Source organism: Saccharothrix longispora (genome assembly GCF_031455225.1).
In the GTDB taxonomy this organism is placed as follows: domain Bacteria; phylum Actinomycetota; class Actinomycetes; order Mycobacteriales; family Pseudonocardiaceae; genus Actinosynnema; species Actinosynnema longispora.
This window is the reverse complement of the sequence record NZ_JAVDSG010000001.1, coordinates 6,970,747-6,985,163: the sequence shown is the minus strand read 5'-3', so window position 1 is coordinate 6,985,163 and position 14,417 is coordinate 6,970,747. Positions and strand designations below refer to the sequence as shown.

At 72.9% G+C, this 14,417-nt stretch carries 15 protein-coding genes; 9 read left to right on the top strand and 6 right to left on the bottom strand.

Annotation, left to right across the window (positions count from 1 at the left end):
* Positions 1-45 precede the first annotated feature (45 nt).
* Both J2S66_RS30205 and kynU read left to right on the top strand, forming a co-directional pair.
* The gene (locus J2S66_RS30205; RefSeq protein WP_310311245.1) at positions 46-861 is read left to right on the top strand and encodes a tryptophan 2,3-dioxygenase; all 816 of its coding nucleotides are present in this window, start codon (positions 46-48) and stop codon (positions 859-861) included.
* An 8-nt stretch (positions 862-869) separates the two neighbouring features.
* Positions 870-1,994 carry a kynureninase gene (kynU, locus tag J2S66_RS30200; protein ID WP_310315182.1) on the top strand — a complete coding sequence of 375 codons (1,125 nt, stop codon included), beginning with the start codon at positions 870-872 and terminating at the stop codon, positions 1,992-1,994.
* A 191-nt stretch (positions 1,995-2,185) separates the two neighbouring features.
* On the opposite strand, the gene J2S66_RS30195 is transcribed toward kynU, so the two are convergent.
* A complete protein-coding gene (locus tag J2S66_RS30195) occupies positions 2,186-2,911 on the bottom strand; it encodes a Fic family protein (protein WP_310311243.1) in 726 nt (241 codons plus the stop codon).
* A 91-nt stretch (positions 2,912-3,002) separates the two neighbouring features.
* Here J2S66_RS30195 and J2S66_RS30190 point away from each other — a divergent pair, with 91 nt between their 5' ends.
* The 4 genes from J2S66_RS30190 to J2S66_RS30175 all read left to right on the top strand — a co-directional run bounded on the left by J2S66_RS30190 (position 3,003) and on the right by J2S66_RS30175 (position 7,277).
* Positions 3,003-3,572 carry a GNAT family N-acetyltransferase gene (locus J2S66_RS30190; RefSeq protein WP_310311240.1) on the top strand — a complete coding sequence of 190 codons (570 nt, stop codon included), beginning with the start codon at positions 3,003-3,005 and terminating at the stop codon, positions 3,570-3,572.
* A 202-nt stretch (positions 3,573-3,774) separates the two neighbouring features.
* Positions 3,775-5,751: an acetate--CoA ligase gene (gene acs, locus J2S66_RS30185; RefSeq protein ID WP_310311237.1), complete on the top strand. Its 1,977-nt coding sequence runs from the start codon at positions 3,775-3,777 to the stop codon at positions 5,749-5,751.
* Between the two features lie 127 nt (positions 5,752-5,878).
* On the top strand, positions 5,879-6,346 hold the full coding sequence (locus J2S66_RS30180; protein WP_310311234.1) for a phage holin family protein: 468 nt from the start codon (positions 5,879-5,881) through the stop codon (positions 6,344-6,346).
* A gap of 4 nt (positions 6,347-6,350) precedes the next feature.
* Positions 6,351-7,277: an alpha/beta fold hydrolase gene (locus J2S66_RS30175; RefSeq protein ID WP_310311230.1), complete on the top strand. Its 927-nt coding sequence runs from the start codon at positions 6,351-6,353 to the stop codon at positions 7,275-7,277.
* Between the two features lie 10 nt (positions 7,278-7,287).
* Here the strand turns inward: J2S66_RS30175 and J2S66_RS30170 are convergent, their stop codons facing one another.
* Genes J2S66_RS30170 through nth form a run of 4 tightly spaced genes read right to left on the bottom strand, consistent with a single transcriptional unit; the run spans position 7,288 to position 10,537 of the window.
* Positions 7,288-8,475 carry a MarP family serine protease gene (locus tag J2S66_RS30170; RefSeq protein ID WP_310311226.1) on the bottom strand — a complete coding sequence of 396 codons (1,188 nt, stop codon included), beginning with the start codon at positions 8,473-8,475 and terminating at the stop codon, positions 7,288-7,290.
* A 12-nt stretch (positions 8,476-8,487) separates the two neighbouring features.
* Positions 8,488-9,159 carry an NUDIX hydrolase gene (locus J2S66_RS30165; protein WP_310311223.1) on the bottom strand — a complete coding sequence of 224 codons (672 nt, stop codon included), beginning with the start codon at positions 9,157-9,159 and terminating at the stop codon, positions 8,488-8,490.
* On the bottom strand, positions 9,156-9,773 hold the full coding sequence (locus J2S66_RS30160; RefSeq protein ID WP_310311220.1) for a TlpA family protein disulfide reductase: 618 nt from the start codon (positions 9,771-9,773) through the stop codon (positions 9,156-9,158). Before J2S66_RS30160 ends, J2S66_RS30165 begins: the two co-directional genes overlap by 4 nt.
* Entirely contained in the window at positions 9,770-10,537 is a 768-nt protein-coding gene (gene nth, locus J2S66_RS30155; protein WP_310311217.1) for an endonuclease III, read from the bottom strand. The genes J2S66_RS30160 and nth overlap by 4 nt, the downstream gene beginning before the upstream one ends.
* Positions 10,538-10,768: 231 nt before the next feature.
* Here nth and J2S66_RS30150 point away from each other — a divergent pair, with 231 nt between their 5' ends.
* From J2S66_RS30150 to J2S66_RS30140, 3 genes are all read left to right on the top strand, one after another.
* Positions 10,769-11,020 (top strand): hypothetical protein, encoded by a 252-nt coding sequence (locus tag J2S66_RS30150; RefSeq protein WP_015097743.1) that lies wholly within the window; start codon positions 10,769-10,771, stop codon positions 11,018-11,020.
* Positions 11,021-11,235: 215 nt separating this feature from the next.
* Positions 11,236-11,910: a Crp/Fnr family transcriptional regulator gene (locus J2S66_RS30145; protein ID WP_015097742.1), complete on the top strand. Its 675-nt coding sequence runs from the start codon at positions 11,236-11,238 to the stop codon at positions 11,908-11,910.
* A gap of 430 nt (positions 11,911-12,340) precedes the next feature.
* The gene (locus J2S66_RS30140; RefSeq protein ID WP_310311192.1) at positions 12,341-13,579 is read left to right on the top strand and encodes an MFS transporter; all 1,239 of its coding nucleotides are present in this window, start codon (positions 12,341-12,343) and stop codon (positions 13,577-13,579) included.
* An 87-nt stretch (positions 13,580-13,666) separates the two neighbouring features.
* Here J2S66_RS30140 and J2S66_RS30135 read toward each other — a convergent pair whose 3' ends face one another.
* Positions 13,667-14,404: an MBL fold metallo-hydrolase gene (locus J2S66_RS30135; protein ID WP_374726222.1), complete on the bottom strand. Its 738-nt coding sequence runs from the start codon at positions 14,402-14,404 to the stop codon at positions 13,667-13,669.
* Positions 14,405-14,417: the final 13 nt, after the last annotated feature.

Genomic DNA, 14,417 nt, shown 5'->3' with positions numbered 1-14,417 from the left:
CGGTGCCTCTTCATCCCACCCGTTCACCGGGTGATGATGGGAACCATGACTTGTCCGGTCTCACCCAAACTCGACTTCGGCGGCACGACACCCTACGAGGACTACGTGCACGCCTCCGTGCTGCACGGCCTCCAGCAGCAGTGGTCCGACGACCCGCGCGAGATGTCGTTCCTGGTGATCACCCAGGTCATGGAGCTGTACTTCGGCCTGCTGTGCTTCGAGTGGCGGCACGCGCAGGGCGAGCTGCGCGCCGACGACGTGCGCGCCGCCGTGCGCACCCTGCGCCGCAGCGAGCTGCACATGCAGGCGCTGAACGCGGCGTGGCGGCCGATCGCGCGGATGACCCCCGCCGAGTTCAACTCCTTCCGCGACGCCCTCGGCGAGGGCTCGGGCTTCCAGTCCGGCCGCTACCGCGAGGTGGAGTTCCTGCTCGGCGAGAAGTCCCGCTCGCTGCTCGTGCCGCACCGCGCCGTGCCCAGCCAGCACGACGCCCTGGAGGCGCTGCTGCACGAGCCGAGCCTGTACGACGACGTGCTCGCCCTGCTGCACCGCCGCGGCAAGCCGATCCCCGCCGACGTGCTGACGCGCGACGTGAGCCGGGGCTACGAGCCGAACGCCGAGGTCGAGGCCGTGTGGGCGGACGTCTACCGCGACGGCCCGCAGGACCTGCTCGAACTGGGCGAGGCGCTGACCGACATCGCCGAGGAGTTCACCCGCTGGCGGCACGACCACCTGCTCGCGACCCGGCGTTCGATGGGCGCGAAGACCGGCACCGGCGGTTCGGCCGGCGTCGCGTGGTTGGAGAAGCGCGCGCAGCGCTCCGTCTTCCCCGAGTTGTGGACCGCGAGGAGCTACGTGTGACCGACCCGATGGCGCACGATCCGTTGGCACACGTCAGGGACCTGTTCGACCTCGACGACGAGGTCGTCTACCTGGACGGCAACTCGTTGGGCGCGCCGCCGAAGGCCGTGGCCGGGCGCGTGCGCGACGTCGTGGAGCGGCAGTGGGGCCGGCGGCTGATCCGCAGCTGGTCCGAGGGCTGGTGGGAGGCGCCGGAGCGGGTCGGCAACCGGATCGGGCGGCTGGTCGGCGCGGCGCCGGGGCAGGTCGTGGTCGCGGACTCGACCAGCGTGAACCTGTTCAAGGCGCTGATGGCGGCGGTCCGCAACACCGACCGGTCCGAGATCGTGGTCGACGCCGGGACGTTCCCGACCGACGGCTACATCGCGCGCTCGGTGGCGGAGCTGACCGGGCTCGCGCTGCGGCCCGCGCCGCCGGAGGGGCTGGACCTGCGGGACACGACGGCGGTCGTGCTGCTCAACCACGTCGACTACCGCACCGGCCGGCTGCTGGACATGGCGGCGTTGACGCGGCAGGCGCACGAGGTGGGCGCGAAGGTCGTGTGGGACCTGTGCCACAGCGCGGGCGTGCTGCCCATCGAGCTGGACGCGCTGGAGGTTGACCTGGCGGTCGGCTGCACCTACAAGTTCCTCAACGGCGGACCGGGGTCGCCGGCGTTCCTGTACGTGCCGAGGAACGCGCAACACGCGTTCGAGCAGCCGTTGACCGGGTGGACGGGGCACGAGGTGCCGTTCGCGATGGCGGCGGAGTACACGCCCGACCCCGGTGTGTCCCGGGCGCGCGTGGGCACGCCGGACATCCTGTCGATGCTGGCCCTGGACGCCGCGCTGGACGTGTGGGACGACGTGTCGCTGGTGGACGTGCGGGCGAAGGGCCTGGCGCTGACCGGTCACTTCATGCGGCTGGTCGAGGGTCTGCCGGGCATCGGGGTGCTGACCCCGTCCGACGAGTGGCGCGGGCACCAGGTCAGCCTGCGGCACCCCGACGCGCGGCGGTTGGTGGAGGAGCTGGCCGAGCGCCAGGTGCTCGGCGACCACCGCCCGCCGGACGTGCTGCGGTTCGGCTTCGCACCGCTGTACAACACGTTCGACGAGGCGGAGCGCGCCGCGGCGATCCTCAAGGAACTCCTCTGACCCGGGAGTCCAACGCCCGGGTCGCGAGAGTCCAACGTTCAGGAGCCCTGAGTTCTTCACTCGCGAGTGAAGAACTCAGGGCTCCTGAACGTTGGACTCTCGCGGCCTGAACGTACGACTCGCCGGACCTGGACGTTGGACTCTCGTGGCCTGGGCGTTGGACTCTCGCGACCCGGGGTGGACTCCCGGGATCAGCCGGCGGCGGCGTCGGCGATGCTCCGCGCCTCGCGGGCGCCGGCCTCCAGGGCCTCGCACCAGAAGGTGATCCAGCGGCCGATGCCCTCGGGGTCGCCGGTGGAGAAGCCGTGCAGGGCGGCGGCGTAGTCGTTCTGCCTGCGCAGGCACATGACCTCGGGCACGCCGAGCGACTTCGGGTCCAGGCCGGTCGCGATGGAGGCCAGGCGGGACGCGGCACGCGCCACGACCCCGTTGGCCTTGTCGAACGGCGCGAGGGACATCAGCTCGCCGTGCACGACGGCGACCACCAGCGGTCCCGGGGCGGACGTGCCGCCGGTCACGAGCTGCGCCAGCAGGTCCAGGCGCTCGGCCACGCCCGGCGCCGGTCGGGGGCGGCCCAGTTCGCCGCCCAGGTCGGCGCCGGCCAGGAGGTGGAGCCGGGCCAGGGCCTGCAGGGGCGCGCGCTGCCACGTCGGGAGCACCACGCCCAGCGCCTCGGCCACGCGCAGCGCGCCGGCCAGCACCGGGTCGGTGACCGCGCCGTCCTCGGGGATGGCGGTGGCCCCGCCGTCGAGCGCGGCGGACGCGCGGGCGGCGCGCACGGACGCCTCGGCCGCGGTGGTGGCCCAGCCGCGCAGGTTCACCCGGTGCCGGTGCACCTGGAACACGGCGTCGCGGGCCGAGTCGACGGCGGCGGTCACGCCGGGCAGGGCCAGCAGCGGGGCGAGCGGATCGGTCACGGGACCGCACACTACCCGTCGGTAAGTGGTCATCCCGAAGAAGTCGGAACTGGATGTTCAACGATGCCAATCCGGGGGTTATCTTCGCGGTATGACCTGGTACGACCGCCCCGTGCTCACCGGCGCGCACGTCCGCCTCGAACCCCTGTCCCACGACCACGTCGAGGGCCTGCACGAGGCGGGCAAGGACCCCGACACGTGGACGTGGCTCAGCTCGGACCAGCCGAAGGACCTCGACGACACCCGGGCGTACGTGGACGAGGCGCTGAACGACCCCACCCGCCTGGCGTGGGCGCAGATCGACCCGCGCACGGGCGAGGTCGCGGGCACCACGTCGTACTACGAGATCGACCCGCGCAACCGGGGCCTCTACATCGGCCACACGTGGATCGGCACGCGCTGGCAGCGCACCGCGCTCAATACCAACGCCAAGTTCCTCCTCCTCGCGCGGGCGTTCGAGGACCTCGGCGCGCTCCGCGTCGGCTGGCACACCGACCTGCGCAACGAGCGCTCGCAACGCGCCATCGAACGGCTCGGCGCGACCCGCGAGGGCGTGCTGCGGGTGCACCGCGTCCGGCCGGACGGGTCGCTGCGCGACACGGTCGTCTACTCGATGACGGCCGCCGAGTGGCCCGCGCTGAAGGCCCGGCTGACCACGTGACCCGTCTCACGCGAGGTGCCGCTCGTCGCAACGTGCGTGTCGTTCGGCCGGATCACGGTGGTCAGGGGCCCGCGACCGGGTTACACAGTTACCCACGCGTTTCGAACTCGGCCGAAATTGGTCTGAACCTTTTTGGTGCGCAGTGAGCTGAATCGCACTACGGTCAGTGCGCACCACGCTGATTCAGGAGGTACGCCCCGCCATGACAGAGCCGCACGCCGCCCTGGACAACCTGTCGACCGAGAACAGGAAGTTCCCGCCCAGCGACGAGTTCGCCGCACAGGCCAACGCCACCGCCGCGCTCTACGAGGAGGCGGACGCCGACCGCGAGGCGTTCTGGGCGGAGCAGGCCGAGCGGCTGTCCTGGGACGCGAAGTGGACGCAGGTCCTCGACTGGTCGAACGCCCCGTTCGCCAGGTGGTTCGTCGGGGGCAGGCTCAACGTCGCGTACAACTGCGTCGACCGGCACGTCGAGTCCGGGCACGGCGAGCAGGTCGCCATCCACTGGGAGGGCGAGCCCGGCGACAGCCGGACCATCACCTACGCCGACCTCCAGCGCGAGGTCTCCAAGGCCGCGAACGCCCTGGTCGAACTGGGTGTCGGCGCCGAGGACCGGGTCGCCATCTACATGCCGATGGTCCCCGAGGCGATCTTCTCCATGCTCGCCTGCGCACGCCTGGGCGCGCTGCACAGCGTGGTGTTCGGCGGCTTCTCCGCCGAGGCCCTGCGCACCCGCATCGAGGACTCGCAAGCCAAGCTCGTGATCACCACGGACGGCCAGTACCGGCGCGGCAAGTCGGCGGCGCTCAAGCCCGCCGTGGACGAGGCCGTGGCCAAGGCCGGGAGCGTCGAGCACGTGCTCGTGGTGAAGCGGACGAACTCCGACGTCGAGTGGACCGAGGGTCGCGACGTGTGGTGGCACGACCTGGTCGACCGCCAGTCCGAGCAGCACACCCCGGAGGCGTTCGACTCCGAGCACCCGCTGTTCATCCTCTACACCTCGGGCACCACCGGTAACCCCAAGGGCATCCTGCACACCTCGGGCGGCTACCTGACCCAGGCGTCGTACACGCACCACGCCGTGTTCGACCTCAAGCCGGACACCGACGTCTACTGGTGCACCGCCGACATCGGCTGGGTCACCGGGCACAGCTACATCGTGTACGGCCCGCTGTCCAACCGCGTCACGCAGGTCGTCTACGAGGGCACCCCGGACACCCCCGACAAGGGCCGGCACTGGCAGATCGTGCAGAAGTACGGCGTGTCCATCTACTACACCGCGCCGACGCTGATCCGCACGTTCATGAAGTGGGGCGCGGACATCCCCGCCGGGTACGACCTCTCCAGCCTGCGCGTGCTGGGCAGCGTCGGCGAGCCGATCAACCCCGAGGCGTGGATCTGGTACCGGGAGACCATCGGCGCGGGCAAGACGCCCGTCGTGGACACCTGGTGGCAGACCGAGACCGGCGCGATCATGATCTCGCCGCTGCCCGGCGCGACGGCGGCCAAGCCCGGTTCGGCGCAGCGCCCGCTGCCCGGCATCGGCGCGAAGGTCGTCGACGACCAGGGCGACGAGGTCCCGCACGGCGGTGGCGGCTACCTGGTGCTCGACGAGCCGTGGCCCGCGATGCTGCGCGGCATCTGGGGCGACGAGCAGCGCTACCGCGACACCTACTGGTCGCGGTTCGGCGAGCGGGGCTACTACTTCGCCGGCGACGGCGCGAAGTACGACGCCGACGGCGACATCTGGCTGCTGGGCCGGGTGGACGACGTGATGAACGTGTCCGGGCACCGCATCTCCACCACCGAGGTCGAGTCCGCGCTGGTGTCGCACCCGACGGTGGCCGAGGCGGCGGTCGTCGGCGCGACCGACGCGACCACCGGCCAGGGCATCGTGGCCTTCGTGATCCTGCGCGGCGGCGTCGCCGAGGGCTCGGACGGCGCGGAGGCGATCAAGGCGCTGCGCGACCACGTGGCCAAGGAGATCGGCCCGATCGCGAAGCCGCGGCAGATCATGGTCGTGCCGGAGCTGCCGAAGACCCGCTCGGGCAAGATCATGCGCCGCCTGCTGCGCGACGTGGCGGAGAACCGGCAGGTCGGCGACGTCACCACGCTCGCCGACTCGTCCGTCATGGACCTGATCTCCCAGGGCCTGAAGACCGGCTCCCCGGAGGACTGACCGGCCGCGCGGAAGGGCGCCCCTCCCGGACCGGGGAGGGGCGCCCTTCCCGTCCGGGTCGAAGAAGCGCCGCCCGACATCAGCCGGTCGAGCGGTGACGGCCGGCCGGGCGTGGCACGATGACGCGGTGACCAGCGCTCGGGAGAACACCAACGGCAGCGGACTGCCACCTGTCCCGTCCATCCCGTTGACCGCGGAGAGCCCGGCGGTGATCGCGGGGGAGACGTCGGTCGGCGGTCTCGTGCGCGACGCGACGGCCCACCTGTCCACGCTGGTCAGGGCCGAGGTCGAACTGGCCAAGTCCGAGGTGGCCGGTGAGCTCAAGAAGGGCGTGAAGGGCAGCGTCTACTTCATCGTCGCCCTGACCGTGCTGCTGTTCAGCTCGTTCTTCTTCTTCTTCTTCGGCGCCGAACTGCTCGACGTGTGGCTGCCGCGCTGGTCCGCGTTCCTCATCGTGTTCGGGCTGATGCTCGTCACGGCGGGGCTGTTCGCGTTCCTCGGCTACCGCAAGGTGAAGAAGCTGCGCGCGCCGCAGCGGACCATCGACTCGGCCAGGGACACGGTCGCGGCGCTGCGCCACCGCGACGCCCACTGAGCCGGTGCGGTTGCCACCGGACCCGTCGACCGCCCGCGTGCCGGGCCCGTGGTCGCACCGCGACGTGTCCGCGAACGGCATCCGGCTGCACGTGGCCGAGCTGGGCGAGGGGCCGCTCGTGCTGCTGCTGCACGGGTTCCCGGAGTTCTGGTGGACGTGGCGCCACCAGCTGGTCTCGTTCGCCGAGGCCGGGTACCGCGCGGTCGCGGTGGACCTGCGCGGGTACGGCGACTCGGACAAGCCCCCGCGCGGCTACGACGGCTTCACGCTCGCCGGTGACGTCGCGGGCCTGGTGAAGGCGCTCGGCGAGAGCCGCGCGCACCTCGTCGGCCACGCGTGGGGCGGCATGCTCGCGTGGACGGTCGGCGCCGTGCACCCCCGCCTGGTGGGCTCGGTCACCGCCGTGTCCGCGGCGCACCCGCTGGCGCTGCGCCGCGCCATCCGCCGCCACCCCCGCGGCCAGGGTCGCGCGGCGGCGCACATCTTCCGCTTCCAGGTGCCCGTGCGGCCCGAGCGGAGCCTGACCCGGGACCGCGGCGCCGGCGCGGCCGACCTGCTGCGCGCCTGGTCCGGTCCGAAGTGGACGGTGTCGTCGGAGTTCGACGAGGTGGTCCGCCGCAACCGCGAGGCCGTCCTGATCCCCGGCGTGGCGCACAGCGCGATGGAGTACTACCGCTGGGCCGTCCGCTCCCAGCTGCGCACCGACGGCCGCCGCTTCGCCGAGGCCGTCGACCGCCGCCTGGAGGTGCCCGTCCTCCAGGTGCAGGGCGCGCGGGACCCGGTGCTGCTGGAGTCCACCGCCGCGGACTCGACGGCCTGGGCCGGCCCCCGCTCGTCGTACCGCGTGCTGCCCGAGGTGGGCCACTTCCCCCACCAGGAGGCGCCGCACACGACGAGCCGCCTGATCACGGACTTCCTGGCGAAGGTCTAGGGCGCGGGGGTCACGAGGCGCAGGTCTGCGTCGACGTCCGCCGCACCAGCGACGGCGCCTTGGCGACCTCGTCGGCGACCTCCTGCGCGGTCAGCACGAACCCGGTCTCCTGGTCGTCCACGGCCGCGCCGAACACCACTCCCATGACGCGGCCCTGCGGGTCGACCAGCGGGCCGCCGGAGTTGCCGCTGCGGACCTTCGCGCGGACCGTGTAGACGTCCCTCGTCACGGTCTGCGCGTCGTAGATGTCCGGGCCGCGCAGCATGGGGATGCGCTCCCGCACGCGGGCCTCGGAGGCCGTGTACGGGCCGTCCAGGGGGTAGCCGAGGACGATGCCGTCCTCGCCCTGGGCGATCTCGTCGGTGCGGAACGGCAGCGGCTCGGCCCTGAGGTCCGGCACGGCGAGGATGGCGACGTCGGTCTGCGCGTCGTAGTGCACGACGGTCGCGTCGAACTGGCCCCGGCCGACCTCGACGGAGACCTCGGTGGTGCCGGCCACGACGTGCGCGTTCGTCATCACGCGCTCCGGTGAGATCACGAACCCGGTGCCCTCCAGGGCGCGGGAGCACGACGGGGCGCGCCCGCGCACCTTGAGCACGCTGGGCCGCAGGTTCTGCACGACCGGGTCCTGGCTGAGCGCCGGGTCGGGCGGGCCGACCTCGCGGAGCGGCGTGCGGTTGAACGGGTCCATCGCGGCCGGGAAGCCGGACACGTCGAACAGGCTCTGGAGGTCGGCGGACAGGGTCCGGGCGGCCTGCGGCATGGTGTCGTCGACGGTGGACAGGATCACCGACTGGTTGAGCGCCTTGGCCAGCGACGGCAGCCCGGCGACCACGGTGAGCGGCAGCGCGATCATCCACGCCACCACGAACACCACGGCGCCCTGCACGATCGCGCCGAGCGCGTTGTCCGCGCCGCGCAGCGGGCCGGCGTTGACCCGCGGCTTGATCGTCCGCCCCACGTACACGCCGAGCGTCTCGCCCAGCGCCACGAGCAGCACCACGATGCCGACCGCGAAGACGACCTTGGTCACGACGTTCTCGAACTGGGCGACCACCAGCGGCGCCAGCTGCGTGCCCAGGACGAGGCCGATGAGCACGCCGACGAACGCCGGCAGCGCGACGACCATGCCCTGCCGGGCGCCGGACACCGCGGCGAAGGCGGCCAGCGCCAGGACCAGCAGGTCAACCCAGTTCACGGCCACCCCGATTCACGACATCTCCGTTGCGCGCAGTGCGAGGTCCAGGTCGCGCACGTCCGCGGTGTCCCACGGCCGTTCCCACCCGCCGAGCGCCAGCAGGCCGTTGAGCAGCCCGGCGGTGAAGCCCCACACCAGCATGCCCGGGGCGGAGAACGCGGGCCCGACGTAGCCGGACGGGTGGCTCACCCGGAACCGGTTCGCGGGGTCGGCCAGGTGCGCGACCGGCACGCGGGCCACGGCCGCGGTCTCCGCCGGGTCGACCGGCGCGACCGGTGACGGCTCGTGCCAGTGCGCGAGCACCGGCGTGACGACGAACCCGGACACCGGCACGTGCAGCTCCGGCAGCAGCGCGACCGGGCGCACGCCCTCGCGCAGCACGCCGGTCTCCTCGAACGCCTCGCGCAGCGCCGTGTCCAGCGGGCCGTCGTCGGTCGGGTCGGCGGCGCCGCCCGGGAACGCGACCTGGCCGGGGTGCGAGCCGAGGGTGTCGGCGCGGCGCAGCAGCAGCACGTCCGGCCCGCCGGGGCCCTCGCCGAACAGCATGAGCACGGCGGCGGGCCGCCCGGTGCCCGGTGGCGGCGGCGCGATGCGGGTGAAGGTGCGGGCGTCGATCTCGGCGGTGGCCTTGACGAGCCCGCCCATCCACTCCGGGACGTCGCCCGGGTCGGCCAGGGCGGTCATCCGACCACCTCGCGCACCTGCTCGACGGTGGTGAGCACGAGCGGGTCGGAGACGAGCGAGAGCGCGCCGTCGGCGCCGACGACGTAGGTCACCGGCGTGCGCGGCGGTGGCGACAGGGCTTTGCGCAGCCGGTCGTCCGGGTCGTGCACGGACGGCAGGTGCACACCGAGTTTGGCCAGCAACTCCAGTCCGTCCCCCTCCTTGCTGTCCACCAGGACCGTCAGCACCGGCACCGAGCCGGGCTCCCGGGCGTAGGCGTCGAGCACCCTCAGTTCCTCTTGGCAGGGAACGCACCAGGTCGCCCAGAAGTTCACCACGGCGCGGCCGGGCAGGGCGGACGCCGCGTCGACGCGGGCGCCGTCGCCGAGGCAGGTGACCTCCAGGCCGCGCAGCGCGGCCGGTCCGACGTCCCCCGCGGCCTGCTGGTCCTGGTCGCGCGGCGGTGACGCGCACGGCTGGAGCGCGGCCCGCTCCCGGGCGAGGCCGACGTCCGGGGCCTGCCGGGTGCTCACCGGGCCGCTGCCGACGGGCTCCGACGAGCGCGGCCACAGGGCGACGACGCCCGCCACCGCCAGCACCAGGACGACCGCCGCCCACCGGGCTCGGGCGCTCACGCCAACTTCTCCCCCGCCCGGACGCGCTCGGCCAGCGCGATCAGGTGCGGCGCTTCCTCGCCCTTGACCAGCTTCTCCGCCTTGGCCGGGTCGACCTGGCCGATGCCGTAGGAGGGGCACAGGGGTGCCAGCAGGCACGCGCCGCAGGCGGGCGTGCGGGCGTGGCAGACGCGCCGGCCGTGGAAGATCGTGCGGTGCGAGACGATCGTCCAGTCCTTGCGCTCGACGAGCGGAGCGACGGCGCGCTCGACCTTGACCGGGTCCTCCTCCCGCGTCCAGCCCCAGCGGCGGACGAGCCGGCCGAAGTGGGTGTCCACGGTGATCCCCGGCACGCCGAACGCGTCGCCCAGCACGACGTTCGCGGTCTTGCGGCCCACGCCGGGCAACGTGACCAGGTCCTCCAGCCTGCCCGGCACGACGCCGTCGAACCGCTCCACCAGCGCGGCGCCGAGCCCCTGCAGGGACGTCGCCTTGTTGCGGTAGAAGCCGGTGGGCCTGATCAGCTCCTCCAGCTCGGCCCGGTCCGCCGAGGCGTAGTCCCGGGCCGTGCGGTAGCGCTCGAACAGCGCGGGCGTGACCTGGTTCACCCGGACGTCGGTGGTCTGGGCGGACAGCACGACGGCCACCAGCAGTTGCAGCGGGTCGCGGAAGTCCAGTTCGCAGTGCGCGTCCGGGTAGCCCTGCGCCAGCACCCGCACCACGCGGCGCGCCCGGCGGACCAGCCCCAGCCTCGTCTCCGGCTGCTTCACCGCGCTCTTGGCCATGCCCGGAACCCTACTGCGCCCGGTCCGGGGACCACGCGGACGTGGCGTCGGTGGACGGGGCCGCGCGGGGCGGCGTTTTCCCGGTGGCGGTTCCGGGAAGACAACCCGCTGCGACCGCCGAGCAACCCCGTCCCCGCCGCGCACGTCCCACGTACGAGCGCACGACGACACCCGCAAGAGTGACCCCCCTCTAGTGCGCGCCGAAACGGATGCGCAAGGATCGGAGCCATCATGACTGCCTGGTTCGTCATCGCCGTTCCGATCGTGATCATGTTCTTCGCGCTCTTCATGGAGCGCGTGGAAGCTCGTCTGCGACACGTCGCCGTGCAGGAGGACGAGGTCGAGGAGTTCCTGGAGTCGGCCCGGCCCGACGAGGTCAGGGCCCTCTACGGGCACGGCATCGGCCGCGCGCTGGAGCTGTTCCGGCTGCGCAGGCTGGGTGGTCGTGCGAGGAACCTGCGTCAGCGGCGCACCCGCCGCTGACCGGGGCGAGGACCGGCGAGGCCCACGGGGTCAACCCCCCGGCGGGCCTTTCTGGGCTGTCCGCCCCGAGTCGCGGGGCACCGTGCGGCGGCGCGCCGGAAGGCGATCTCCCGCACAGCCCTTAGACTGCACCCAGTGATCGGCGGCAAGGCGCTTATCCGCCAGAAGGCGGAACGCGCTCGACCATGCCGCCGCGTCTCGACAGGAGGGACGAGGTGGACGAGACCCTGGCCCGCGCGGGCATCTTCCAGGGGGTTGAACCGGCGGCAGCGGAGGCACTGGCGCAGACGCTGGAGTCCGTTGAATTCCCGCGTGGCCACGTGATCTTCGCGGAGGGCGAGCCGGGTGACCGGCTCTACATCATCCAATCCGGCAAGGTGAAGATCGGCCGCAAGTCGCCGGACGGTCGGGAGAACCTGTTGGGGATCTTCGGCCCGTCCGACATGTTCGGCGAGCTGTCGATCTTCGATCCGGGCCCCCGCACGTCCACCGCCACGACGGTGACCGAGGTGCGCGCGGTGAGCATGGACCGCCCCGCGCTGCGGCAGTGGATCACCAACCGGCCGGAGATCGCCGAGCAGCTGCTGCGGGCCCTGGCCCGCAGGCTGCGCCGGACGAACTCCATGCTGGCCGACCTGATCTTCACCGACGTGCCCGGCCGCGTGGCGAAGGCGCTGTTGCAGCTCGCGCAGCGCTTCGGCAGCCAGGAGGCCGGTCTGCTGAGGGTCACCCACGACCTGACGCAGGAGGAGATCGCCCAGTTCGTGGGCGCGTCGCGCGAGACGGTGAACAAGGCCCTGGCCGACTTCGCCCACCGCGGGTGGCTGCGGTTGGAGGGCAAGAGCGTGCTGATCCTGGATCCGGAGCGCCTGGCGCGCCGCGCTCGCTGAGCAGGTCCGCGGTTCGGCACCGCACGTGACAACAGAGCCGGGCGCCGCCCCCGACGCGGCGCACCGGCCCTGTTGTTCGCGCGACCCATCCCCCGACAGATCACGCGTTCCACTCCTCCGGCGCCCACAGGCCCCGACCCTTCAGCGCCGGAAGGAGGTTCGACTACCCGTTGCGCCACCCGTGGAAACGGGTGCGGCGGGCTGTGCGGTCCACGATCGCACGCCCCCCTGGCCGCAACTCAAGGCCGTTCACCCTCAAGGACCCCTTGTGCAGGTATTTTTCCGAGGGTTTCACCCGGTCATCCCATTGTTGTTACCCGATCGCAACACTCCTCCCGAGAAGTGGACGATTTTCGCGCGTCGGGCCCGGTGAGCGAACGCACCACCAAATGACTGGTACGCGCGTACCACAGCGCGCATACTGGTACGCATGTCCCACTCTGCCCGCCTCGCGGACTACCGCACCGCGCTGACCACGCCCGGCATGCGCGGCCCCGTCGTCGCGTCCCTGCTCGCCCGCCTCCCGATCGCGATGATCGGCCTCTCGCTCCTGCTCTACGTGCAGCGCGAGACCGGTTCGTTCGCCGCGGCCGGGCTGGTGTCGGCGTCGTCCCTGGTCGGTGTCGCGCTCGGGTCGATCGTGCAGGGCAGGCTGATGGACCGGCTCGGGCCGACCCGGCCGCTGCTCGTCGCCGTGGTGCTGTTCTCCGCGTTCGTGGCGCTCGCCGTCACCGCCGTCGAAGCGGGCGTGCCGCTGCCACTCCTCGTGCCGCTCGCCTTCGCCGTCGGGATCACCGAGCCCATGGTCGGCTCGGCGTCCCGCGCCCTGTGGTCGCACGTGCTGCCCGCCGGGTCCACGCGGCTCGCCGGCTACGCCTACGAGGCGATCAGCATGGAGGTGTTCTTCATCCTCGGCCCCGGCCTCGCCGGTGTGCTGGTCGCGGCACCCTGGGCGGGGACCGGCGTGATCGTCGGCGCGGCGTCCATGGTGGTCGGCTCGCTGTGGTTCGCGCTCGACCCGACCGTGCGCGCCGTGCGGCCGGAACCGGCCCGGCGCGACCTGCTCGGCGCGCTGGCCTCGCCCGGTATGCGCACGGTGGCGCTCGCGGCCCTCGGCTTCGGCGTCACGATCGGGTTCATCGAGGTGGCCGTGCCGGCCGCCGCCGCGAACGCCGGTCACGTGGGCCTCGGCGGGCTGCTGCTGAGCCTGTGGTCGGTCAGCTCGGTGGTGTTCGGCGTGCTGTACGCGATGAAGCCGTTCCCGCGGGCCATGCACCTGCGGCTGCCCGTGCTGCTCGGCGGGTTCGCGCTGCTGTCGCTGCTGCTCGCGCTGCCCACCAGCCTGGTGTGGCTGGCCGGCGCGCTGCTCGTGGTCGGCACCCTGATCACGCCGCAGGCGACCACCCACTCGGCGGCGATCGAGCAGGTGGCGCCCGCGGGCACGGCGACCGAGGCGTTCGGCTGGGTGGTCACGGCGGTCACCGTCGGGTTGGCCATCGGGCAGTCGGCGAGCGGTCAGCTGGTCGAGTCGCGCGGCACGAGCGCGGCGTTCGCGGCGGCGGCGGTGTCCGGCTTGGTGATCGCGGTCCTGGTGTGGGTGTTCCGCGGCACGGTCGCGGCCGGCGTGCCGGTGCCGAAGCAGGAGGAGATGGACCTGGCGGCCCGCTGACGCCCACGGGCGTCCCGGCCCGCCGTGAACGGGATCGTCGTGGTCGGGTCCGGCGTCCGCCGCGCGGACCCCACCGCCGTCCGCGGGTCAGGCCACCCCGAGGTAGTCCAGCTGCGCCCGCACCGACCACTCGGCGGCGGGCCAGAGGGAGCGGTCGACGTCGGCGTAGACGAGTTCCACGACCTGGCGCGCGGTCGGTGCGCCACCGAGTCGTTCCACGGCCGCGCGGACCTGCGCCAGGCGTTCCTCGCGGTGGGTCACGTAGGCGCGGGCGACGGCCACCACGTCCGGCAGGACCGGGCCGTGGCCGGGCAGCACGGTGGTGCCCTCCGGCAGGTCCGCCAGGGTTCTCAGGGACGCCAGGTAGTCGGCCAGCCCGCCGTCCAGCACGGTCGTGCCCCGGCCGAGGATGGTGTCGCCGGTGAGCACCGCGCCGCCCACCAGGAACGAGACCGAGTCGTCGGTGTGGCCCGGCGTCGCCAGGGCGGTGATCTCCAGGCCGCCGCCGGTGACGACCTCGCCGCCGGTCAGCCGGGCGGTGGCGAACCCGGGGTCCGCCGCGTGCACGGGGGCGCCCACCAGTCGCGCGAAGGCGTTCACGCCCTCCGAGTGGTCGGGGTGGCCGTGGGTGAGCAGCACCGCGTCCACCGGGCCGTGGGCGGCCACTCGGTCCAGGTGGCCGCGGTCCAGGGGGCCGGGGTCCACGACGACGCACGAGTCGGCGCCCGGCGCGCGCAGGACCCACGTGTTGGTGCCCTCCAGGGTCATCACCCCCGGGTTCTCGGCGAGCACGACCGACGCGAACGGCGTGACCCTGCGCGGCATCCCGTACTCGGCG

Excerpts from the sequence above, each read along its gene's own strand:
- nth (WP_310311217.1), bottom strand. The coding sequence starts at position 10,537 with ATGGCCAAGAGCGCGGTGAAGCAGCCGGAGACGAGGCTGGGGCTGGTC.
- J2S66_RS30205 (WP_310311245.1), top strand. The coding sequence starts at position 46 with ATGACTTGTCCGGTCTCACCCAAACTCGACTTCGGCGGCACGACACCC.
- J2S66_RS30165 (WP_310311223.1), bottom strand. The coding sequence starts at position 9,159 with ATGACCGCCCTGGCCGACCCGGGCGACGTCCCGGAGTGGATGGGCGGG.
- kynU (WP_310315182.1), top strand. The coding sequence starts at position 870 with ATGGCGCACGATCCGTTGGCACACGTCAGGGACCTGTTCGACCTCGAC.
- J2S66_RS30190 (WP_310311240.1), top strand. The coding sequence starts at position 3,003 with ATGACCTGGTACGACCGCCCCGTGCTCACCGGCGCGCACGTCCGCCTC.
- J2S66_RS30140 (WP_310311192.1), top strand. The coding sequence starts at position 12,341 with ATGTCCCACTCTGCCCGCCTCGCGGACTACCGCACCGCGCTGACCACG.
- J2S66_RS30135 (WP_374726222.1), bottom strand. The coding sequence starts at position 14,404 with ATGCCGCGCAGGGTCACGCCGTTCGCGTCGGTCGTGCTCGCCGAGAAC.
- J2S66_RS30150 (WP_015097743.1), top strand. The coding sequence starts at position 10,769 with ATGACTGCCTGGTTCGTCATCGCCGTTCCGATCGTGATCATGTTCTTC.
- acs (WP_310311237.1), top strand. The coding sequence starts at position 3,775 with ATGACAGAGCCGCACGCCGCCCTGGACAACCTGTCGACCGAGAACAGG.